21 protein-coding genes are annotated in these 22,247 nt (G+C 54.2%); 10 read left to right on the top strand and 11 right to left on the bottom strand.

Annotated features, from left to right (window positions below):
* The coding region (locus tag A0129_RS13220; protein ID WP_291715667.1) for an LptF/LptG family permease at window positions 1-458 on the bottom strand (458 nt) is incomplete at its 3' end.
* Window positions 455-1,594, bottom strand: a complete 1,140-nt coding sequence (lptF, locus tag A0129_RS13215; RefSeq protein ID WP_291715664.1) for an LPS export ABC transporter permease LptF — start codon at window positions 1,592-1,594, stop codon at window positions 455-457. The genes A0129_RS13220 and lptF, both read right to left, overlap by 4 nt.
* A 110-nt stretch (window positions 1,595-1,704) precedes the next feature.
* Between lptF and A0129_RS13210 the strand changes: the two genes are divergently transcribed.
* Genes A0129_RS13210 through A0129_RS13200 form a run of 3 tightly spaced genes read left to right on the top strand, consistent with a single transcriptional unit; the run spans window position 1,705 to window position 3,991 of the window.
* A complete protein-coding gene (locus A0129_RS13210; protein ID WP_291715662.1) occupies window positions 1,705-3,306 on the top strand; it encodes a leucyl aminopeptidase in 1,602 nt (533 codons plus the stop codon).
* 10 nt (window positions 3,307-3,316) lie between these two features.
* The gene (locus A0129_RS13205) at window positions 3,317-3,739 is read left to right on the top strand and encodes a DNA polymerase III subunit chi (protein WP_291715660.1); all 423 of its coding nucleotides are present in this window, start codon (window positions 3,317-3,319) and stop codon (window positions 3,737-3,739) included.
* Window positions 3,740-3,760: 21 nt separating this feature from the next.
* Entirely contained in the window at window positions 3,761-3,991 is a 231-nt protein-coding gene (locus A0129_RS13200; protein ID WP_008252026.1) for a hypothetical protein, read from the top strand.
* Here A0129_RS13200 and A0129_RS13195 read toward each other — a convergent pair whose 3' ends face one another.
* On the bottom strand, window positions 3,992-5,617 hold the full coding sequence (locus A0129_RS13195) for a methyl-accepting chemotaxis protein (protein WP_291715658.1): 1,626 nt from the start codon (window positions 5,615-5,617) through the stop codon (window positions 3,992-3,994).
* Between the two features lie 261 nt (window positions 5,618-5,878).
* On the opposite strand from A0129_RS13195, the gene A0129_RS13190 reads away from it, so the two are divergent.
* Window positions 5,879-8,728 carry a valine--tRNA ligase gene (locus A0129_RS13190; protein WP_291715656.1) on the top strand — a complete coding sequence of 950 codons (2,850 nt, stop codon included), beginning with the start codon at window positions 5,879-5,881 and terminating at the stop codon, window positions 8,726-8,728.
* A gap of 76 nt (window positions 8,729-8,804) precedes the next feature.
* Here the strand turns inward: A0129_RS13190 and A0129_RS13185 are convergent, their stop codons facing one another.
* The 7 genes from A0129_RS13185 to A0129_RS13155 all read right to left on the bottom strand — a co-directional run bounded on the left by A0129_RS13185 (window position 8,805) and on the right by A0129_RS13155 (window position 15,245).
* Window positions 8,805-9,782 (bottom strand): MBL fold metallo-hydrolase, encoded by a 978-nt coding sequence (locus A0129_RS13185; protein ID WP_291715654.1) that lies wholly within the window; start codon window positions 9,780-9,782, stop codon window positions 8,805-8,807.
* Window positions 9,783-9,805: 23 nt separating this feature from the next.
* Entirely contained in the window at window positions 9,806-10,279 is a 474-nt protein-coding gene (locus A0129_RS13180) for a BLUF domain-containing protein (RefSeq protein ID WP_291715653.1), read from the bottom strand.
* Window positions 10,280-10,351: 72 nt separating this feature from the next.
* The gene (locus A0129_RS13175) at window positions 10,352-11,005 is read right to left on the bottom strand and encodes a PIN domain-containing protein (RefSeq protein WP_291715651.1); all 654 of its coding nucleotides are present in this window, start codon (window positions 11,003-11,005) and stop codon (window positions 10,352-10,354) included.
* A 15-nt stretch (window positions 11,006-11,020) separates the two neighbouring features.
* Window positions 11,021-11,248: a sulfurtransferase TusA family protein gene (locus A0129_RS13170; protein WP_138518800.1), complete on the bottom strand. Its 228-nt coding sequence runs from the start codon at window positions 11,246-11,248 to the stop codon at window positions 11,021-11,023.
* Between the two features lie 58 nt (window positions 11,249-11,306).
* The gene (locus tag A0129_RS13165; protein ID WP_291715669.1) at window positions 11,307-11,789 is read right to left on the bottom strand and encodes an NUDIX domain-containing protein; all 483 of its coding nucleotides are present in this window, start codon (window positions 11,787-11,789) and stop codon (window positions 11,307-11,309) included.
* Between the two features lie 51 nt (window positions 11,790-11,840).
* Window positions 11,841-14,477: an alanine--tRNA ligase gene (gene alaS, locus A0129_RS13160; protein WP_291715649.1), complete on the bottom strand. Its 2,637-nt coding sequence runs from the start codon at window positions 14,475-14,477 to the stop codon at window positions 11,841-11,843.
* A 54-nt stretch (window positions 14,478-14,531) separates the two neighbouring features.
* Window positions 14,532-15,245 (bottom strand): glycerophosphodiester phosphodiesterase family protein, encoded by a 714-nt coding sequence (locus tag A0129_RS13155; protein WP_291715648.1) that lies wholly within the window; start codon window positions 15,243-15,245, stop codon window positions 14,532-14,534.
* Window positions 15,246-15,402: 157 nt separating this feature from the next.
* On the opposite strand from A0129_RS13155, the gene doeB2 reads away from it, so the two are divergent.
* From doeB2 to A0129_RS13130, 5 genes are read left to right on the top strand one after another with little or no spacing between them, the layout of a single operon-like run.
* Window positions 15,403-16,587: a N(2)-acetyl-L-2,4-diaminobutanoate deacetylase DoeB2 gene (doeB2, locus tag A0129_RS13150; protein ID WP_291715646.1), complete on the top strand. Its 1,185-nt coding sequence runs from the start codon at window positions 15,403-15,405 to the stop codon at window positions 16,585-16,587.
* Between the two features lie 5 nt (window positions 16,588-16,592).
* Entirely contained in the window at window positions 16,593-17,870 is a 1,278-nt protein-coding gene (locus A0129_RS13145; RefSeq protein WP_291715644.1) for an aspartate aminotransferase family protein, read from the top strand.
* Window positions 17,867-19,135, top strand: coding sequence for an ectoine hydrolase (gene doeA / locus A0129_RS13140; protein ID WP_291715642.1), 1,269 nt, complete (start codon window positions 17,867-17,869; stop codon window positions 19,133-19,135). Before A0129_RS13145 ends, doeA begins: the two co-directional genes overlap by 4 nt.
* Complete coding sequence (locus A0129_RS13135; RefSeq protein ID WP_291715640.1) at window positions 19,132-20,505, top strand: NAD-dependent succinate-semialdehyde dehydrogenase; 1,374 nt, start codon at window positions 19,132-19,134, stop codon at window positions 20,503-20,505. The genes doeA and A0129_RS13135 overlap by 4 nt, the downstream gene beginning before the upstream one ends.
* 23 nt (window positions 20,506-20,528) lie before the next feature.
* A complete protein-coding gene (locus tag A0129_RS13130) occupies window positions 20,529-20,846 on the top strand; it encodes an EthD family reductase (RefSeq protein ID WP_291715638.1) in 318 nt (105 codons plus the stop codon).
* On the opposite strand, the gene A0129_RS13125 is transcribed toward A0129_RS13130, so the two are convergent.
* Window positions 20,843-21,298, bottom strand: a complete 456-nt coding sequence (locus A0129_RS13125) for a YaiI/YqxD family protein (RefSeq protein WP_291715636.1) — start codon at window positions 21,296-21,298, stop codon at window positions 20,843-20,845. The genes A0129_RS13130 and A0129_RS13125 overlap by 4 nt on opposite strands.
* A gap of 131 nt (window positions 21,299-21,429) precedes the next feature.
* Here A0129_RS13125 and A0129_RS13120 point away from each other — a divergent pair.
* The coding region (locus tag A0129_RS13120) for an NAD(P)-dependent oxidoreductase (RefSeq protein WP_291715634.1) at window positions 21,430-22,247 on the top strand (818 nt) is incomplete at its 3' end.

Below are 22,247 nucleotides of genomic sequence, written 5' to 3'. Positions count from 1 at the left end.
TTGGCTCGCATGGGCACCGCCGCCCTTTCGGCCAAGGGTGCCACTGCCTCGCCAAACAACACCGTAATGACCACCACGCCCGCTGCAATTCGAACCAGCATTTTCAGCATACTGGTGGTGCTTAGACCTGCGGCTCGCATGGCGGTGAGTTCGCTGCTGGCGGCCAATTGGACCAAGGCGTATATCGAGCCAATCAGCGCGGCGATGGGCGCTATTTCGTAAACCCGTGCGGGCAGGCCCAGCAACACGGCAATAAAATAATAAAACCAGCTGGTGCCGGGCAAACTCAAACGGTCTACTTCGGCGATCAAATCAAAAAATGCGAACAAACCAACAAACGCAACCATCACAAAACTGATGGCTTTGTAGAGTTCGCTGCGAAAATACACCAACAGCGAATGGGGTACCTGAAATGGTTTGCTGACCTGTTTACGAACATCGCGGGAGGACATTTTCATTGTTTGATCTCCTGCCCTGCCACCACATCTTGCAGGTCAAGCGAGCGAACTGGTCTGCGCCAGCGAAACAAAGGTGCTCCCGCCGGGCGGTTACGCTTGACCATCAAGAGATAAAACATCAATAGAACACTGGCATGGGGTAGTACCAAAGCCACCCAGAAGTCGAGTGTTTCCTTCGTCACCATGCTTTGGGTGACCGACACGATGTTGCTGTATGTCAGATAAATCAACAAGGCAAAAAGCTGGTTCAGTGAATTGCCACCGCGCGGATTCACAAAGGCCAATGGAATGGCCAGCAAGCCCAGCGCCAGGGCGGACAATGGCAAGCTGACACGCCACAACAGTTCGCCTTGAGCGGCGGGTGAAAAATCGGCAATCAGCAAATCAACACGGCGGTGCTGCAACTGAAAGCTGGGGGCTGCACCCAGAGTGTTGTCAATGGCCAGACCATAGGTTTCAAACTCGGTTGTGGTGAAGCGCTCGCCGGTGCCATCCAGAGTGGCGCGTCGTCCGCCACTCAACACCAGGTATGGCTGACCGTTGGCATCCACCTCAACGCTGCCACGCGCAGCAGAGACCACTGTTCGGGTGTCGCCTTTGGAGTCGACCACAAATACGTTTTCAACCTGCTTGGTGACTTCGGATTGACGCTCCACGAAAAACACGCGGTTGCCTTCACCCGATTCCCTGAACTGGCCCGCGCTGACTTTGCTCACATCGCTGCGTTTGGCAAAACGATCTTTGGCAGCATCCAGTTCGGCTTTGGCCCACGGCGTAAGCCAAACCGAGCACACCATGGCCAACACAGTGAGCGGCACGGCAAAACGCAGCACCGGTCGCACCAGCGAGAACAGCGAAACGCCCGATGCAAACCAGGCCGTCATTTCCTGCTCCTTGAAGGCACGCGATACCACACCCATGACGGCAATGAACACAGTGATGACCAAGGCGGCTGGCAGGTATTGAAGCCCGCCCAACAAGATGAGCGTGAACACCTCGGCATTGTCAACCTTGCCGCCCGCAGCCTGACCCAAGGTACGTACAAGCACCGTGGTCACGATAATGGTGAACAGGGCCACAAAAGTGGCCCCGGCAGTTTGGGCAAAGTCTTTTCGAAAAGTGGATCGAAACAGCATGCAATGCAGTTGGGCTGTGCTTTGACTCGCCAACCCAGCTTGTTAATAATGGTAGATTGTCGCATGCATTCGTTTTGAATGGTCGAGCATTAATCGCAAGAAGGAACACCATGACAGCAACACCCGCCACACCCAAAGCCAAAAAACCAGCCACACCCCGCACTTCCAAAAAGGCAGCGCCCACACCACCGCCCATGTTCAGCTTCAAGGCGGGTACAGGCGCCGTTGCCAAAGTGACCGCAGGTGGACCGGTGCCATCGAAGGGTTGCGATGTGGCTGTGGTTGCGGTGTACAAGGACGGTGAACTGACCGCTGCCGCAAAACGGGCGGACATTGACACAGAAGGCTTGGTGGCCAATGCCTGCAAAACCGACAAAAACCTGGGAAATGCTGGCAGTTGCCGCGTGGTATTCAACACCGCGAAAGCTGGTGCGCCTGTTTATGTGCTGGTGGGTCTGGATGAGGCAGACAAACTGAACACCAAAACCCTGCGAAAAGCCACCAGCGCAGCCTGCGAAGCAATCAAAGGCCTGAAGCCCGCCAAGGTGTTTTTTGCCGTGAATCAGGAAGTACCCAAGAAAAGCAGTGACAAAGACATCGCAGCCTTGTGTGCACGCACCATCACCGAGAGCTTTTACAGCTTTTCAGCCTGCAAAAAGCAGGACGAAGACGCTGTTGCACCGCCCGCCTTTGAGCTGGCCTGCACCAAACCAACCCAGGAGGCTGTCGAGAAAGGCGCCGCCATTGGTCAGGCGATTGGCAATGGTATGCAGCTGACCAAAGACCTGGGCAACTTGCCCGGCAATATTTGCACCCCGAATTATCTGGCTGAAACAGCCAAAGCCCTGGCCAAACAATACAAGCTGGGCGTTGACGTGCTGGACCACAAAAAAATGGAAGCGTTGGGCATGTTCAGCCTGTTGTCAGTGGGTAAAGCGTCCAGTGAACCCCCCAAACTGATCGTGCTGAAGTACAACGGCGCAAAAGACCCCAAAGAAGCACCCGTGGTTTTGGTTGGCAAGGGTATTACCTTTGACACCGGCGGCATTTCGCTCAAGCCGGGCGCTGGCATGGACGAAATGAAATACGACATGTGTGGCGCAGCCAGCGTGTTGGGCACCATGAAAGCAGCGGCTGAAATGAAATTGGCCCTGAACCTGATTGTGGTGGTGCCCACGGCCGAAAACATGCCGGCCGGCAACGCCAGCAAGCCCGGTGATGTGGTGGTGTCCATGAGTGGTCAAACCATTGAAATTCTGAATACCGATGCAGAGGGCCGCCTTATTCTGTGTGACGCACTCACCTACGTTGAGCGGTTCAACCCCGCCGCAGTGGTTGATGTCGCCACACTGACCGGTGCCTGCATTGTGGCGCTTGGCCACGTCAACAGTGGATTGTTCAGCCCCGATGACGAGCTCGCCAATGAGTTGTTCAAGGCGGGGCAAAACGCCTTGGACACCGCTTGGCGCATGCCATTGGACGAGGAATACCATGAGCAACTGAAAAGCAACTTTGCCGACATGGCCAATATTGGCGGCCCCCCCGCGGGCAGCGTGACTGCGGCCTGCTTCTTGCAAAAGTACACCAAGGCCTACAGCTGGGCTCACCTGGATATTGCCGGCACAGCCTGGCATTCCGGCAAAGCCAAGGGCGCCAGTGGCCGCCCGGTGCCACTGCTGGCAGAATTTGTCATGAAGCGTGCAAAAGCCTGAGGGTTGTGAATTGACCCGAATTGACTTTCACCTCAATGTGTCAGACCACCTGCTGTACACCTGTCGATTGATTCGAAAGGCGTACGGCAGCGGCCTGAAAATTGTGTGCTACAGCACCCGCCCCGAGGTACTCGAAAACCTGGACAAGCTGCTGTGGACATTTTCAGAAGAGGACTTTTTACCCCATGTGGTCACTGGCCACCCTGGTGTGGCCGACACGCCCATTGTGTTAACCGACAAGGCCGATGACATTGCCCACTACGATTTATTGATTAATCTGGACGAGCAATGGCCACCGTTTTTTGCGCGGTTTGAACGACTGGTCGAAATTGTGGGCACCGACGAGGACAACAAGGCATTGGCGCGGCAACGCTACAAGTTTTACAAGGAACGGGGTTACCCGCTGAATACCTTTGACCGCGCCAACAGTTGATTGGGGCTTAAGGACAACAACATGAGTGAACATTTTGATGGTGGCCCGCCCCTGTTGACTGAAGTAATCGAGTCAGGTTTGCGGGAAATTGAACAATCCACGGGCAGCCGCCTGGGTGGCAATTTGAGCGACCCGCAGATTGAAATTTTGCGGGCACAGTTGCCCGAACTGTTCGAACGCGCCCTGCTCCGGATCAAACCTCAACTGATGCAAGAGTTTGAAAAAGTGGTGCTGGACGCGCTGAAAAAATGATCAGGTTTTGAACACTTGCACAGACTGGGTCAAACTGCCGGCCAAGTCTGAAATTTGCTGAGCCACATACTTGTTTTGTGCAATCGCAGCTGTGTTTTCTTCAGTCATTTGCGCAACCCGCTCCACGTTGCGGCTGATTTCCACACTCACATTGCTTTGTTCTTTCATCGACACGGTAATCGCCTGAATGGCCTCATTCACACGGTCGGCATTGGCCTTGATCTGGTCAATGGTCTCCGACACTGAATCAGCTTGCTCAATACCCTGCTTGACCATACCCACTGAATCTTCCATGGATTTGGAGGCCTGCTGGGTAATGCTCTGAATCTGGAACACCATGGTTGAAATTCGCTCAGAAGAGCCCTTGGTTTGCTCGGCCAGTTTTCGAACTTCATCGGCCACCACAGCAAACCCACGGCCACTTTCGCCAGCCCTTGCCGCCTCAATTGCCGCATTCAGGGCCAACAAGTTGGTGCGATCTGCAATGTCGGTAATGGTTGAAATGATCTCGGAAATCTCGTTGGACTGTTGCTCAAGTGAGCGAACGGTACTGGCACTGCCTTGCACCGAGCTGGCAATTTTTCGAATGCCCTCCACCACCTGACCCAAGGTCACGCTGCCTTGGTCGGCCGACTGCTTGGCCTGCATAGCTGTGTGGGACGCATCATTTGAATTCTCGGTGATCTGACTGATCGACACGGTCAATTGCTCAACAGCTGCAGCCATCGATGACGTCGCGTCAGCCTGTTCAGAGGCTGCCTTGTTCATTTCATCGGACGACGTACGTACTGCACTGGCACTTTCATTCAACGAAGCGGTGGAACCTCGAATACCCTCGATCAAGCCACGCAAATTGGTTTGTGCCTTGCCCAGTGCCTGTAGCAATCCGTCCACTTCATCTTTGCCCTCAACCTTGATGTTGCTGTTCAGCCTTCCCTCTGCCAAAGCATTGATGTGGGTCGTGGCTGTTCCCAACTTGCGTTTGAACATTCGGGAAATCAGGAAATTCAAAGTCAACCCCGTGAACAAGGCAAACAAGGTAATGGCCACGGTAATCCAGATGGATTGCAGGTACACACCCTGACTGGCCTGTTGGCGTTGCTTGAGCAAACGGTATTCTTCAGCTTCAATTTTGGCCAAGGCCTGGCGCATTTTGTCCATCAGTGGCTTGCCCGGCGTGGAATCCACCAGGGCGTTGAAATCTTCCGGGGCCATATTGCCCTCAATCACCAGTCGTTTGGCGTCGATCAACGGATCAATCACTGAATTCAGCCAGGTGCGATAGTGTGCATTGAACAGGCGCAATTCCTCAGTAACCACCGGGTTGTGGGCGGTAAGTTCGGAGGCCTTGTCCAGGTGTTTGCGAACCTGCTCCTTCCCCTCGTTGTAGGGTGTCAGGTAGGCTTCGTCACCACGCAGCAAAAACCCGCGTTCGCCCGTTTCGATGTTTAGCAAGTTCTCGCGAACACCCAGCACATTCTCGATCACCTCGTGGGTGAAGTCGTTTTTGGCATTGGCATCCATAATCCGCTTGCTGTTAAATACACCCAAGCCACCGACCACCACGCCCAGCAGAATCACCGTGACCAGGCTGGCACTGAATTTGGCACTAATTGAACTCAACATGAGACACCCCTCTTTGAACTGTCATTGGTTCACAACATAACGTTGTATTTCTAAAAAAGCCTCACTCGAACAGGGCTAATAGAAGACAGCCACCCAGTCGGACGTATGAACATTGTGCAGTACAAGGGGGGGACCGAAATTGGGGAATAAAGGGGCTTTCATGGTCCAGACCAAACAACTCAAAGCCGGGAACACCCCCGCAAACGCTATAATGTCGGGCTAAGCCATTGTTGACGTTGTTCATTTTCAAGTACCACTGCCATGACCCTTGCCAAAAGTTTTGACCCGAATGCCATTGAATCCCACTGGGGCCCTGAATGGGAGCGCCAAGGCCACGCCAAGGCCACCACTGTGGAAGGCAAACCAGACTTTTGCATTCAACTGCCACCACCGAATGTGACGGGTACGCTGCACATGGGCCATGCGTTTAACCAAACCATCATGGATGGGCTAACGCGCTATTACCGCATGCGTGGCCACAATACCCTGTGGCAACCCGGCACCGACCACGCAGGTATTGCCACGCAAATTGTGGTGGAGCGCCAGTTGGCCGGCAAGAACATTACCCGCCACGATTTGGGCCGCGAAAAATTCGTGGAAAAAATTTGGGAATGGAAAAACGAAAGCGGCAGCAAAATTACCGAGCAAATGCGTCGCATGGGTGCCAGCGTAGATTGGCAACGCGAGTATTTCACCATGGACCCTGCCCTGTCCAAATCGGTGTCCGAGGTGTTTGTGCGTTTGTATGAACAAGGTCTGATTTACCGTGGCAAGCGCCTGGTGAACTGGGACCCGGTACTGAAAACAGCCGTGTCTGATCTGGAAGTGGAAAGCGTAGAAACCGAAGGTCACCTTTGGGAATTGAAGTACCCCCTCGTCGAAGCAGACCCAGTCAAAGGCTTGACCCACCTGACCGTGGCCACCACCCGCCCGGAAACCATGCTGGGCGATTCGGCTGTGATGGTGCACCCCGAGGATGAACGCTACCAGCACCTGATCGGCAAAAAAGTACGACTGCCCTTGTGCAACCGAGAGCTGACCATCATCGCTGATGAGTATGTAGACAGCAGCTTCGGTACTGGCGTGGTGAAAGTGACACCGGCACATGACTTTAACGACTATGCCGTGGGCCAGCGCCACAAGCTGGAGTTGATTAACATCCTTACATTGGATGCAACCATTGCAGACAATGCGCCTGCGAAGTACGTGGGCATGGACCGCTTTGTAGCCCGCAAACAGATTGTGGCCGACCTGGAAGAACTGGGCCTGCTGGGTGAAATAAAACCCCACAAACTGATGGTGCCCAAGGGTGACCGAACCGGCGTGGTGATTGAACCCATGCTGACTGACCAGTGGTTTGTGGCCATGACCAAAGTGGCCGAAGGCGATGCCACCGGAAAAAGCATTACCCAGAAAGCTATTGATGCAGTTGAACAAGGCCAGGTGAAGTTTGTGCCCGAGCAATGGGTAAACACCTACAACCAGTGGCTGAACAATATTCAAGACTGGTGTATTTCCCGCCAATTGTGGTGGGGCCACCAAATCCCGGCGTGGTACGGTGAGAATGGCGAGGTGTTTGTGGCACGTACTGAGGACGATGCCCGCAGCAAGGCCTCAGCCACTGGCTACACGGGCGCATTGAAGCGCGACGATGATGTACTGGACACCTGGTTCAGTTCCGCCCTGGTACCTTTCAGCACCTTGGGCTGGCCCGAGGAAACCCCTGAACTGAAACACTTCCTGCCCTCCTCCGTATTGGTAACTGGCTTTGACATCATTTTCTTCTGGGTGGCCCGAATGATCATGATGACCACCCACTTCACTGGCCAAGTGCCTTTCCACACCGTATATGTGCATGGCTTGGTACGGGATGCTGAAGGCAAAAAAATGAGCAAGTCGGTGGGCAACACTCTCGACCCGGTTGATTTGATTGATGGGTGCAGCCTGGACACCCTGCTGGTGAAACGCACCACGGGCTTGAGCAAACCCCAAGATGCGCCAAAGATTGAGAAAAAAACCCGCAAGGAATTTCCGGAAGGCATTCCCGCCTACGGTGCTGACGCACTGCGCTTTACCTTCGCAAGCCTGGCCACTTTGGGCCGCAACATCAACTTTGACCAGAAGCGTTGTGACGGTTACCGCAACTTCTGCAACAAGCTGTGGAATGCCACCCGCTTTGTGTTGATGAACACCGAAGGGCAAGACTGCGGTCTGAGCGACCACGATGCGGACGCCTGTACACCCGGCGGTTACCTCGATTTTTCACAAGCAGACCGCTGGATTACGAGCACCCTTCAACGCGTGGAAGCCGATGTGGCCCAAGGGTTTGAAACCTACCGATTCGACCTGATTGCCCAAAGCATTTATCAGTTTGTGTGGGATGAATACTGCGACTGGTACCTTGAAATTGCCAAGGTGCAAATTGCCAACGGCACACCCGCCCAACAACGGGCCACCCGCCGCACCTTGGTGCGCGTGCTGGAAACCATCTTGCGTTTGGCCCACCCCATTATTCCGTTCATTACCGAAGAACTCTGGCAAACAGTGAGCGTAGTGGCTGGCCGTCGCGACGAGGGCGTACAGGCCAGTCTGATGACCCAGGCTTACCCGGTCAGCGTGCCCAGCCGTATTGACGAAAAAGCTGAAAGCTTTGTGGCCCAACTGAAATCCACGGTGGATGCCATTCGCGCACTGCGCGGTGAAATGGGTTTGAGCCCAGCCGAAAAAGCACCGCTGATTGCCAGCTGTGAAGGCAGCGCTGAGCAACGCGCATTTCTGGAAAAAACCGGACCGGTTCTGGCGGCACTGGCCAAGCTGAGCAAGGTGGAGGTGGTCGATTCACTGCCAGCGGAGTCCATGGCGCCAGTGCAAATTGTGGGTGAGCTGAAATTGATGCTGCACATTGAAATTGATGTGGAAGCGGAGCGTGCCCGCATTGGCAAAGAAGCGGAAAAAATTCGAATTGAAATTGCAAAGTGCAATGGCAAGCTGGGCAACGCCAGCTTTGTAGACCGCGCACCCGCAGCAGTGGTTGAACAGGAAAAGGCTCGACTTGCCGAGTTCAGTGCCCTGCTTGAAAAACTGGAAAGTCAGCTTAGCAAATTGGGCTGAATGGCTTGACTCAGCAGCAGTTCGATTAAAAAAGAGCACCTTGCGGTGCTCTTTTTTTTTCTTCACAACAGCTTGATTAGCAACCTGAGGTGCACTTGCCTTTGCCATCAAAACTCATGGTTTTGCCGCTCAGTGGCACATACACTGGAACTTTGCTCGCCTTCATGAATTGCTCGGTTTTTGTACCGGCAATTACTTTGCCGTTTTGCGTCGCCACTTCATTGGCATGGCTGGCAATCACCGCCTTGGGTTCCACCAATTCATTCACCACATACGCCGCTTCTCGCGGGCCCGTGGTGAAAGTGTCTCCAATATTCATCACGGCCAATTGGGGTTTGTAGTATTCACCCACCACCTCTTTTTGCTCACCGGTAATACCTGTGTCGCCACTTAGGTACACGGTCAAACCATTGCTGAATTTCACCACATAGCCCGTAGGTGGACCTGCATACGCGGTGATACCCGACTCCTTGAGCAGCTCACCAAGACGTTGCCCCACAAAATCGCCCGCTATGCCGTTGCTGTGTGCAGCGGGAACCGTGGTAATGCCCACACCGTTGATGGTTTGCATGGCGCCGAAACGCACCAACACTGAATTTTTCTCGTCACCGCCAGCTTGTTTCAATTTGGCTGCAAAGAAAGATGGCATTTCGCTGCCGGTGACAATTTTTGCGCCAGTTTTGACGGCGATGTTCACGCTGTTGGAGTTGGGCAAGGCGCTGGCAGAAATGTCCGGCTTGTCGCAGCTACCGGCATTGGGTGCAGGGTTGTGCCTGTCGCCCAAGTGATCGCCGTGCATGTGGCTCACAAGTACCACATCGATTTTGCCCAAGCGGGGGTCTTCTGCACCCGCCACCGTGCGGCCGGCGTCGTACAAAATACGGGTTCCATTGGGATCTTCGAAAATCATGGCACGGTCGAAGCGGCAAAACTCACCCTCCTGACCACCCAACGGGGTCACTTTAACCAAGGCTTGGGCCGGGGCCTGCGCCTGAACGGTCAGAGGAAACATGCATACCAGGGAGATTGTGCAAAGAAGGGAACGAATTGTCATACTGCGACCTGCTTGAATCTTGGTTAAAACACATCAAATACTTTGCTCAGCAGACCCATTTCACCTGCTTTCTCGAGCTCGGCTTTGACTTTGGCATACTCATAGATCAAATCGCCCGCACCCAATCCCAGCGATTTCCATGGACGATACAGGCGATGATCAAGCAGTGTATACGCGATGGACTCACCACTCAACACTGACTGGGGTTTGGTGCCCAAGCCCATCATGGACCATGCCGTGAATAGCAAACAATCGGTGTCCTCGGACACCAGCAGTCGTATGTCGGAGTGTCGGGAATCCAGCAGGATCTTTCGATAAACCGACGCAACAGTGTCTTTGGGACCCTCCAGACACTGCATAAACTCCATTCCGTTACTCAACAACAGGCCTGTAATGCCCAGTCTCTGATTGTTTCGGGACGCCTGTTCACACAATTGCTCAAAGGCCTGGCGGTCAAAGCCCGGCGTTTGAACCGACGTGTAAATGAGTCGCAGCATACAATTCCCGAAATTTGTGTATGACAATCATATGACGCTCTTGCCTTAATCTAACTAACCAGAACGGGGTAGTCAATTTGGACGGGAGCAAATCCTTGCCGTCTTGTGCATGCGGTTCCTGCCCAGAAACTGGATCCAGTCCGCATCGTTTTGAGGCAAGGGCATAGCCTTGCTTTGGTAGGCTGTGGGATTCTGAATGGGGTGTGTGGCCAACCCCCTCTGCATCAGCTTCACACTGTGTTCGAGACAGGCCAGTATGTCCGTTTTGTTGTTTAACAACTCAACACAAAGCTCATCGGGACACATCCGCACCAAGCCAAGCTTCAAAAGCGGTTTTCTCGGAAAATCTTTCAGATTCCAGGTGAGTAAACCGACAGGCTGTTGCAATTGGTGCCGCAAAGCAAGGGCTGAAGCGGCCACGTGACGGTCTTTTTCATCCACCTGCCGAACGTCGGCCAAATAAGGTTCGTGATTTTGTGCCAGCAACACGGCCTGGAGGCGATCCGGGAGATTCTTGCGTTCCAGATCGGCGTCCTCAGCGTGTAAACGACCCAACCGAATCAAATTTCGGTAACACTCGTTTTCGATGTGGGGAGTCCAATACAAGGTGGCCTGCCTGTGCTCAGCCAGCGCCACCATCAACCAGCGAGTCCATTCAGAAAACAAGACATTGGCGTCAAGTAGCCAATGATGAGGCACCTCGGGCTTGCCGAGAATAACACTCACGAGGTGCGAACCTGCTTAGCGGCGCTTCATGTAAAAAATGAATGAACCAGACTGGTCAGCCTGCTCCACAAGCTCATTACCGGTCTGTTTGGCAAACATGGCAAAATCGCGCACAGAGCCTGGATCAGTGGAAGTCACTTTGAGCACCTGGCCGCTTTGCATCTCAGCCAAAGCTTTCTTGGTTCTCAAGATGGGCAGCGGGCAGTTCAATCCGCTGGCGTCGACTTCACGGTCAAAATTCATGTCTCTTACTCCTGTTTGTGTCTCAGTTACTGCTTGTGTACTTAGTTGTAATCTTTCACTATTTTAATTCAATCCAGTTGACAGGCAGCTGACGGGCGCTTAGCCAGTCTGCCATGGCCAAGCCAGTGCCCATGCGCCAAGGGCGCAATTCAGCGGGTTCCACAAGTTTGTAGTCCGCCAGTTCCTCCGACAAGCTCACTTGCCCCACCGCCTTGATGTGATAACAAATGATCACTTCATTTTTCATGGGGAAGGGGTACACACCGATCAGGCTGCTTTCCACCGCGTCCAGATTGGTTTCTTCCTTCAGCTCTCGGATGGCACCCTGTTCCGGCGTTTCATTGCGCTCCAGAAAACCGGTAATCAGCGCGTAAAAATGTGCGGGCCAGGCCACATTTCGGGCGAGCAGCACCTTGCCTTCGTACTCCACAAGCGCAGCCACCACAGGCACTGGGTTGCCCCATTGTACGAAGCCACAATCACTGCAAACCATTCGAGGCTGACCCGAATGCTGCAATTCGTGCAGCTTGGTGGCGCACATGGGGCAATATTGATAAACGGCCTTGCTCATGGTGCGCCCCGGTCTGATTGATTATTTATTTTTAACCCAATCCACAACACTGGCCAGTGCCGCGTCCAGGTTTTCTGGCTGCGTGCCCCCAGCTTGCGCCATGTCGGGGCGACCACCGCCTTTGCCACCCACTTGTTGGGCAACAAAGTTGACCAGGTCACCTGCTTTAACCTTGGCGGTTGCCTCTTTGCTGACCGAGGCAATCAAACTAACCTTGCCTTCCAGCACCGTGGCCAGCACCAAAGCAGCGTTGCCCAATTTGTCGCGAAGTTTGTCAGCGGCTTCGCGCAGCTGTTTCACATCTGCACCTTCCAGCTTCGCAGCCAGCACTTTCACGCCGCCCACATCCACTGCCTGCCCAGCCAAATCATCGCCCTGGCTCGCCGCCAGCTTGCTTTTCAAGCGGTCCAGTTCTTTCTCCAGGTTTTTCACCTGATCCATGATCTGGCCAATTTTGACAGTGGCCTCGGCAGCAGGAACCCGCAGGCTTTGTGCAATCGCATCCACTTGCGCTTGCGCCTTCTGGGCAAATTCCATCGCCCCCAGACCAGTGGTGGCTTCCACACGGCGAATGCCGGCTGCCACACCGCTTTCGCTGGTAATTTTGAACAAGCCGATGTCGCCGGTGCGCTGCACGTGGGTGCCACCACACAATTCGCGAGAAGAACCGATGTCGAGCACACGCACGGTGTCGCCATACTTCTCGCCAAACAACATCATGGCGCCGGCGCTCTTGGCGCTTTCAATGTCCATGATGCGGGCTTGCGTTTCCGCGTTGGCCAGAATTTCTTCGTTCACAATTCGCTCAACCTGGGCAATTTGCTCCGGTGTCATTGCGCTGTGGTGTGCAAAGTCGAAGCGGGTTTTTTCAGCGTCTACCAGCGAGCCCTTCTGGCTCACATGGTCGCCCAGTACTTCGCGCAGCGCCTTGTGCATCAAGTGGGTGGCGCTGTGATTACGAATGGTACGGTTGCGCTGGTATTGATCAACCTGCGCACCTACCGCATCGCCCACCTTCAATTCACCTGTCACCAATTCACCATGATGGCCAAACACATTGGCTTGAATTTTTTGTGTGTCCAATACGCGGAACAAATTCAGACAAGCTGAGCCACTTGAAATTTCACCTTGATCGCCCACCTGGCCACCGCTCTCGGCATAGAAAGGGGTTTGGTCCAACACAACAACGCCCTGCTGGCCAGCTGCAATGCTGTTGACCGAGGTGCCATTCACATAAATGGCTGTAATTTTGGCGTTGGCCACTTCAAGCTGATCGTAACCCTTGAATTCTGTGGACACACCGCTGTAAGCCAGGTCGGCGTCCATTTTGAACTTGCCTGCTGCGCGGGCCTGCTGCTTTTGCTTGTTCATGGCTTCATCAAACGCGGCCTCATCCACACTCATGTCGCGCTCGCGGCATACGTCGGCGGTCAAGTCCAGCGGGAAGCCGTAGGTGTCATGCAATTTGAATGCGGTTTCGCCGTCCAGCATGCCGCCCTTCGGCAAGGCGCCCAAGGCTGAGTCCAAAATGGCCATGCCGTTTTCAATGGTCTCGAAGAAGCGCTCTTCTTCGGCCTTCAAAATGCTTTGTACCTGGGCTGCCGCCTTGGCCAGTTCGGGATAGGCTTCGCCCATTTCACTGACAAGGTCGCCCACCAAGGCATTGAAGAATGGCTTGCGGCAACCCAGCTTGTAACCATGGCGAATGGCGCGGCGAATGATTCGGCGCAGCACATAACCGCGACCCTCGTTACCGGGAATAACACCATCCACCACCAAAAATGAACAGGCGCGAATGTGGTCTGCAATCACACGCAGTGAATTGTTGGTCAAATCAACCGCGTTGCCCTGTGCCGTCACTTCGCGCGCGGCCGCTTTAATCAAAGTTTGGAACAGATCGATTTCGTAGTTGCTGTGCACATGCTGAAGCACAGCGGCAATGCGCTCCAGGCCCATGCCAGTGTCTACGCAGGGCTTGGGCAGTGGGTGCAACACCCCATCGGCGCTGCGGTCAAACTGCATGAACACCAGGTTCCACACTTCAATGTATCGGTCGCCATCTTCTTCAGGGCTTCCGGGTGGACCACCCCACACTTCGGGGCCATGGTCGTAGAAAATTTCGGTGCAAGGGCCGCAAGGGCCAGTGTCTGCCATTTGCCAAAAATTGTCGGAAGCGTAACGTGCCCCCTTGTTGTCGCCGATGCGAATAATACGCTCGGCGGGCACACCCACCTGCTTGTTCCAGATGTTGTAAGCCTCGTCATCTTCCTGATACACCGTGACGTACAGCCTTTCTGGTGGCAGTTTGTAAACCGTGGTCAACAATTCCCAGGCGTACTGAATGGCGTTTTCCTTGAAGTAATCCCCAAAGCTGAAGTTGCCCAGCATTTCAAAGAATGTGTGATGGCGGGCCGTGTAACCGACGTTTTCCAGGTCGTTGTGCTTGCCGCCCGCCCGAACTGAACGCTGGCTGGAAGTAGCCCGGGTGTATGGGCGTTTGTCTTTGCCGGTGAATACGTCTTTGAACTGCACCATGCCACTGTTGGTGAACAACAGGGTTGGGTCGTTGCCCGGCACCAGGCTGCTGGAAGGCACTTTGGTGTGGCCTTTGCTGGCAAAAAAATCAAGAAACTTTTCGCGAATGTCAGCGACTTTCATGTTGGGGCTACCTTCCTGAGTAAAGCGGCATGCGGTTTTTGGTTTAACCCTCGATTATAAGGTCATTCGATCCGTAAAAAGCCCTTTTACACCCAAGGCTTGCAGCGTTTTCGCCTGTTCCGCATCGTTCACGGTATAAACCCGAACCACTCGCCCGGTTGTGTGTATGCGGCGCAATGCCGTGGGCTCCGCCCCGCTCCAGTGCAAATGAATGGCACTGGCCTGCAATGCGTCGGCATGCAGCGCCCAGTGGTCGGGCAGCTGCTCGTACAACAAGGCAAGGTCATAACCTTTCAGTGGCAACAGGCTTGCGTGGTAGAAACTGGAGAACACCCAATGTTCGCGCACATGTTCCTGTTGCTCGATCGTCAATGTGTGTATCTCTTGTAGCACAGCCTTGCCCAAGGCTATTGCGTTGCTCGGGTTCGTGGCTTTCAGTTCCACATTCGCGCGCATGCCATGTTCCAAACAAAACTGTATGGTTTGGGCAAGACTGGGTATGGGTTCACCACTCACCAAGTAGTGCCGAAGATCACGCGCACGAAGACTGTCGAAACGGGTTAGCGGATCGGTGGCCACCATGGCGGGGTCAACAGACCGGGCGCAACGCCCCATCACCCAATCGTGGTGAATCATGGGTATGCCATCTGAAGTCAACATCACATCAAACTCCACGGCTTTATATCCGGCATTTAATGCAATTTCAAAACCTTTCAGCGTATTTTCGAGATGACCTTTTCCGCTGCCGCGGTGCGCCCAAAGTTGCATATTCAAGTATCCGTGAATTGTTAACCATTGACCTAGACCGAGCTTGGTCAAACCTAATTTATTTATTTTTTAAAGGGTTATCCCGGAACTCCAACGGTTTTAATGCAGTCCCTTCTGGTGTTAAGGTAAAAGAGTAAACCATTTCACAGGGAGGGCAATGTCTGCGTTCTGGCAAAACACCATTAGCCAAGCGATACGATTACGGCGAGAGTTACACAGCGAGCCTGAACTAAGCTGGCATGAAACATGCACCGCTCAAAAAATAAGAACTGCGCTCAGCGAACTGAATATTAACTGGTCCCCATGCGCGGGAACCGGCACCTTGGCGCGTCTGAATATGTCCGCCACTGCATTCAGTGCACCTCACATTGCCTTGCGAGGCGACATTGATGCCTTGCCCATTGAAGAACAAACCGGCAAAGCCTGGGCCTCCCGTCAATTGGGTTGCATGCACGCCTGCGGGCATGATGGCCACACTGCCACCCTACTGGCCACAGCCAGATACCTGAAAAGTATTGAACACACCTTGCCAGGGCCTATCACCCTGATATTCCAACCCGCCGAAGAAGGTGGGCATGGCGCGCTGCGCATGATTGAGGACGGCGCACTGGAAGGCATTGATGAAATTTACGGTTGGCACAATTGGCCAGCCATACCGGAAGGCCAACTGGTTTGCCCCGACGGGATTGTGATGTGCGGTAACGGCACATTCGAGATTACAGTGCACGGCCAGGGCGGCCACGCCAGCCAGCCTGAATTGTGCCGAGACCCTGTGTTGGCGGGCAGTGCCATGGTGCAGGCCTTGCAACAAGTCATCGCGCGCAGAATCGCGCCCCAACGATCAGCAGTGCTGAGCGTGACATCATTCAATGCACCCAGTGGCCCCACCATCATTCCACAACAGGCCGTGCTGGGTGGCAGCATTCGAGTGCCAGACAACACCACGCGAGCACAGATTAATGCCTTGATTGTTGAAGTGGTGGAGCACACCGCCCACGCCTATGGTGTAGGCGCCAAAGTCACCATCGAACCGCGCTACAACGCCACCATTAACCACGCAACCCAAGCGGGCAAGTTAAGGACTGCATGGCGCTCGGTGATGGGCAACGCGGCCTTTGACGTTGCCACGCCCCTGCCAATTATGGCCTCGGAAGATTTCAGCTATTACCTGCAGGAAATTCCGGGTGCTTTTGCCTTGGTGGGCGCAGGCAAGAAAGGGGAGGAATCCTTCCCCTGCCACAGCCCTTTCTACGACTTCAACGACGCCTTGATTGAACCGGTTGCCCGCCTTTACGCGCACCTGGCTGGCGCGCCCGACCCAACACACAACAACAAGGAGTGATGTGAATGAACATGCAAACTTTTGAGCGACGAGAAAGCGATGTGCGCGGCTACAGCCGCACCTATCCAGTGGTGTTTGACAAGGCATTGAACGCCCGACAAACCGATGAACATGGCAAAGAATACATTGATTTTTTTGCAGGTGCTGGGGTGCTGAACTTTGGGCACAACAACGAGCGCATGCAAAAAGCAGTGGTGGATTACATTCAATCCAACGGTGTCACCCACAGCCTGGACATGGCCACAGTGGCCAAGCGTGCCTTTATTGAAAAATTTGAAGAGGTTGTGCTCAAGCCCCGGAACATGCCGCACAAAATGCAATTTATGGGGCCTACGGGCACCAACTCCGTTGAGGCGGCCTTAAAAATTGCACGACGCGTCACGGGCCGACAACAAATTGTGTCCTTTTCGCATGGCTTTCACGGAATGACTTTGGGTTCACTGGCTTGCACCGCCAATGCGTATTTCCGTGGTGCGGCGGGTGTACCTTTGCAACATGTGACCCACCAAGCCTTTGGCTGCGAAACACCCTGCAAAGGTTGCACATTGGGCTGCGGTGAAGAAAGCATTGAGCGCATGCGCGCCTTGTATGCCGACACATCCAGCGGCGTGGCACCACCCGCCGCATTCTTGATTGAAACCATTCAGGCCGAGGGTGGTGTGAAGGTGGCCAGCGCCAAGTGGCTTCAGGCACTCCAACAACTTGCGCATGAATTGGGTGCCCTGTTGATTGTGGACGACATTCAAGTGGGCTGCGGCCGCACTGGCAGCTATTTCAGTTTTGATGAACTGGGTATTGACCCCGACATTGTGTGCCTGGCCAAAGGCATCGGCGGCTGGGGCACACCCATGGCGCTGAATTTGGTGAAGCCTGAAATTGACAAGCACTGGGCGCCGGGTGAACACACCGGCACCTTCCGCGGACAAAACCTGTCCTTTGTGGCCGGGCGCGAGGCGCTGACCTACTTCGAGAATGACGAACTCATGAATGAGGTAAAACGCAAGGCCAAGTTGATGCACACGGCCATGCAAAGTTTGGTGGATCGGCACCCTGCACTTGAACTGACAGGCAAAGGCATGATTCTGGGTCTGAATGTGGGCAGCACCGAGGCTTCGAAAGCCATTGTGAGCCAGTGTTTCGAGAACGGCCTGATGATTGCAAGCTGCGGCACTGGCGGGCGAGTCATCAAACTGATTCCGCCATTGACCATTCCCGACAGCGACTTGGAAGAAGGCCTGAACACCCTGATCAAGGCGGTGAACCACGTGATGGAGGCCGCATGAAAAAACGCGATGACATGACTTTTCCTTTTGAGGAATACGAGCGGCGCATCGCGGAATTGCGTATGCGCATTGCTCAGCGCAGGCTAGATGCAGTGGTGATCACCGACCCTGAAAACATCATGTACCTGACCGACTATCAAACCACTGGGTACTCATTTTTTCAGGCCTTGGTGGTGCCGCTTGAAGACGAGCCGTTCATGATTACCCGTGCACTGGAAGAATCGAATGTGTTTGCGCGCACGTGGGTAGAGCAATCGCGCCCCTACCCCGACACCGGCGATGCCATTCAAATGTTGCTGGATGCACTGCGTGAATTCAGGCTGGATGACAAGCGGATTGGCTACGAGAGAAACAGTTATTTTTTCCCGGCCTATCAGCAAGACTTTGTCCACACCCGCTTGAGCAAAGGCAAACTGCTGGACTGCTTCGGCATTGTTGAACAAGGCCGCTTGCGCAAATCGCCGGTTGAAATTGAACTGATGAGAAAAGCCGCAACCGCAACGGAAGCGGGCATGAAAGCGGGCCTGGAGGCCTGTGTTCCCGGCGCCACCGAAAATGACATTGGCGCTGCCATTTCGTCGGCCATGTTCAAGGCGGGGGGAGAGCCACCCGCAGTGATGCCTTACGTCACCAGCGGACCACGCACCATGATAGGCCACGCCACCTGGGAAGGCCGTGTGGTGAAACCCGGCGAACACGTCTTTCTGGAAGTGGGTGGATGCTACAGGCGCTACCACACCGCCATGATGCGCACTGCAGTGCTGGGTGAACTCAGCGACTCCATGTACAAGGCGCAAGAGACCATGAAGCATGCGCTGGATGCCGTTCATGAGTATTTTCAACCGGGCATGACCGTGTCGGATGCTGACAACCTGGTGCGCAATATCATTACCCACAACGATGTGGGTGCTCGGCTGATTACCCGCTCAGGGTATTCAATCGGCATTGCATTCCCGCCCAGCTGGGATGAAGGCTACATCATGAGTTTGAAGCAGGGCGAATCGTCCATCCTTGAAGAGGGTATGACCTTTCACATCATTCCATGGATGTGGGGTGTGGATGGTGACAAAACCTGCGGCATCTCCGACACCATCATCATCACAAAAAACGGTTGCGAATCATTTTTTTCGCTCGACCGCGATTTCACTGTCAAGCCTGAAAAAAATGCTCACACGCTCAGTGCAGTGAACACCACACCCGGCAAGAAAAAAGCGGCCACTGACACCGTCACTGACACAAATACGCAGGAGGACCAAGCTGTATGACCACTGCCATGCTCACATCAACCAACCCATTCACCGGCGAAAAAATCAGCGAGCATCTCGCCCTGCAAGGTGAACAAATCAGCGCACAAATTGGTATTGCTGCCGCTGCCTTTCCGCTATGGTCCTCGAAATCATTTGCTGAACGCGGCAAAGTGCTTCATGCAGTGGCTGCTCAATTGCGCAAATACAAAGGCAGGCTGGCCGAATTGATGGCACTCGAAATGGGCAAACCCGTGAAAGAAGGTGGCCCTGAAGTAGAAAAGGCTGCCACCTGTTGTGAATACTATGCTGAGCATGCCAGCAAACATTTGGCCGACGAATGGATTGCATCCGATGCATCGGAAAGCTATGTGAAGTACCAGCCATTGGGCACCCTGTTGGGCATATTGCCCTGGAATGCACCAGCCTGGCTGGCCTTTCGCTACCTGGCCCCGGCACTGATGGCGGGCAACACCTGCGTGATGAAGCACGACCCGAACGTACCCGCCACAGCGCAGGCATTGGCCGACCTGTTCAAAGAGGCTGGTGCCCCTGCTGGCGTGGTGGTGAATTTGCCGCTGCGCACCGAGCATGTGGAACAAGCCATTCGCGACCCGCGCATCATGGCGGTCAGCTTTACAGGCTCAAGCGCGGCAGGTCGAAAGGTTGCAGCCACCGCCGCATCGGAACTCAAACCTGCGGTACTTGAACTTGGGGGCTCCGACCCCTGTATTGTGCTGGCCGATGCCGACCTGGAACGCGCAGCCGATGTGGTGGTGTTGTCACGCATCATCAATGCTGGCCAAAGCTGTATTGCAGCCAAACGCATATTGATTGAAGCGAAGATTTATGAAGAATTCACCACCTTGCTGAAGGTGCGGCTTGCCAAACTGAGAATGGGCAACCCGCTGGATTCCACAACCGACATTGGACCCATTGCCCGCAAAGACTTGCGCGACAACCTTCATCGCCAAGTACAGCAAAGCCTTGAACAAGGAGCAAAGTGCCTGCTTGGCGGAGAAATACCCGATGCGCCTGGCTACCACTATCCCCCTACTTTGCTGGCCGATGTGCAGCCTGGCATGTGTGCATTTGAAGAAGAAACTTTCGGCCCAGTCATGGCGGTCATGCCGATAGAAAATATTGATGAAGCCTTGGCAGTGGCCAACAACACAAACTACGGTTTGGGCTCTAGTATATGGACAGCCAGCATCAGCAAGGCCCTGCGCGCGGTCCATGAATTACAGGCCGGGCAGGTGGCTGTCAATGGCATTGTAAAAACCGACCCCCGATTGCCCAGTGGTGGCATCAAGCAATCGGGTTACGGCCGCGAGCTTGGGCCACATGGCATTCGCGAGTTTGTTAACGCCAAGCAGGTCTGGATCAAATAGAGGCAATCGAGGAGACCACAAAAATGATCAAAGTCAGTGTGATGTACCCCAATGCGCAAGGCGTCAGCTTTGACCATGAGTACTACAAAACCACCCACATGCCACTGGTGAAAAGCAAAATGGGCAAAGCGCTGCACCATTACACAGTCGACAAAGGGCTGGCTGGTGGCGCAGGAGATGCGCCCGCGTTTGTGGCCATGGGGCATCTGCTCGTGGATTCCGTCGAGGCATTTCAGGCCGCCTTCGGTCCACATGCCAAAGAAATCATGGCGGACATTCCCAATTACACCAATGCCAGCCCCGTGATTGTGATCAGTGAAGTGACAGTTGAAAAAGGCTAAACAGCCTTGGGAAACTTCGCGATGATCCGGTCGAACTGACTGGCGAAAGTTTTTCGGTCCGCTTGGCTGTAGGCGGGCGGACCGCCTGTATCCACCCCACTGGCCCGCATGGTGTCCATGAAGTCGCGCATGGTGTGCAGGGCTTTGATATTTTCTGCGGTGAACATTTCACCACGTGGGCTTAAAACCTGCGCCCCTTTGTCCACCAACTGGGCAGCCAGGGGGATGTCGCTGGTAATCACCAGATTCCCGGCTTCAACGCGGCGTACAATTTCATCATCAGCCTCATCAAAACCACGCGGCACCTGCAACAGCTTGATGAATTTGGAGGGCGGCGTACGAATGTATTGGTTGGCCACCAAGGTGGTTTCAATGCCAGTTCGGTCGGCTGCACGAAAAATGATTTCCTTCACTGCCACCGGGCAAGCGTCGGCGTCGACCCAGATTTTCATTATTTGACCACGCAAAAATACAACAAGCCCCGATCGTATCAAATCGCAAAACCTAGGGATGATCCGAAGCGCAATACCGGTTCCATTCGGCTACAGTTCTACTAAGAACTAAAACTTTTCAGGTGGTTAATATGGGTTTCAAAGTTGCTTTTCTGGGTCTTGGTGTGATGGGCTATCCCATGGCAGGTCATTTGGCGAAGGCCGGCCACGAAGTCACGGTGTACAACCGCAGCTCGGCCAAAGCGGAAAAGTGGGTGTCACAGCATGGCGGCAAAATGGCAAGCACGCCAGAACAAGCCGCAACAGGGCAAGACTTTGTCTTCGCCTGCGTGGGCAACGACGACGATTTACGCCAAATTTGCACTGGCATCAACGGCGCTTTTCATGGCATGAAACCCGGTTCGGTATTTATTGACCACACCACCGCCAGCGCAAAAATTGCCCGCGAGCTGTTTGAACATGCGAAAGACGCAGGCTTTGGGTTTATCGATGCACCGGTGTCTGGCGGACAGGCTGGCGCGGAAAACGGTCAATTGACCGTGATGTGCGGGGGAACTCATGCGGACTTTGATCAGTCCAAGGACGTGATTGCCGCTTTCGCCAAAGCTGTGACCCTGATGGGTGAATCGGGCAGTGGTCAGTTGACAAAAATGGTGAATCAGGTGTGTATCGCCGGCTTGCTGCAAGGTTTGGCAGAAGCATTGAAGTTCGGCATGAATGCCGGGCTGGATGTCAACAAAGCGCTTGAAGTAATTGGCAAAGGTGCCGCACAAAGCTGGCAAATGGACAACCGTGGCAAAACCATGGTGGAGGGAAAATTCGATTTTGGTTTCGCAGTGGACTGGATGCGCAAAGACCTGAGCTTGGTGCTTGAAGAGGCACGCCGCAATGGTTCACAGCTACCAGTGACCGCACTGGTTGATCAGTTTTATGCTGAAGTTCAAGGCAT

It is taken from the genome of Limnobacter sp. CACIAM 66H1 (assembly GCF_001601825.1).
Taxonomy (GTDB): Bacteria; Pseudomonadota; Gammaproteobacteria; order Burkholderiales; family Burkholderiaceae_B; genus Limnobacter.
This window is presented reverse-complemented; position numbering and strand designations above follow the sequence as displayed.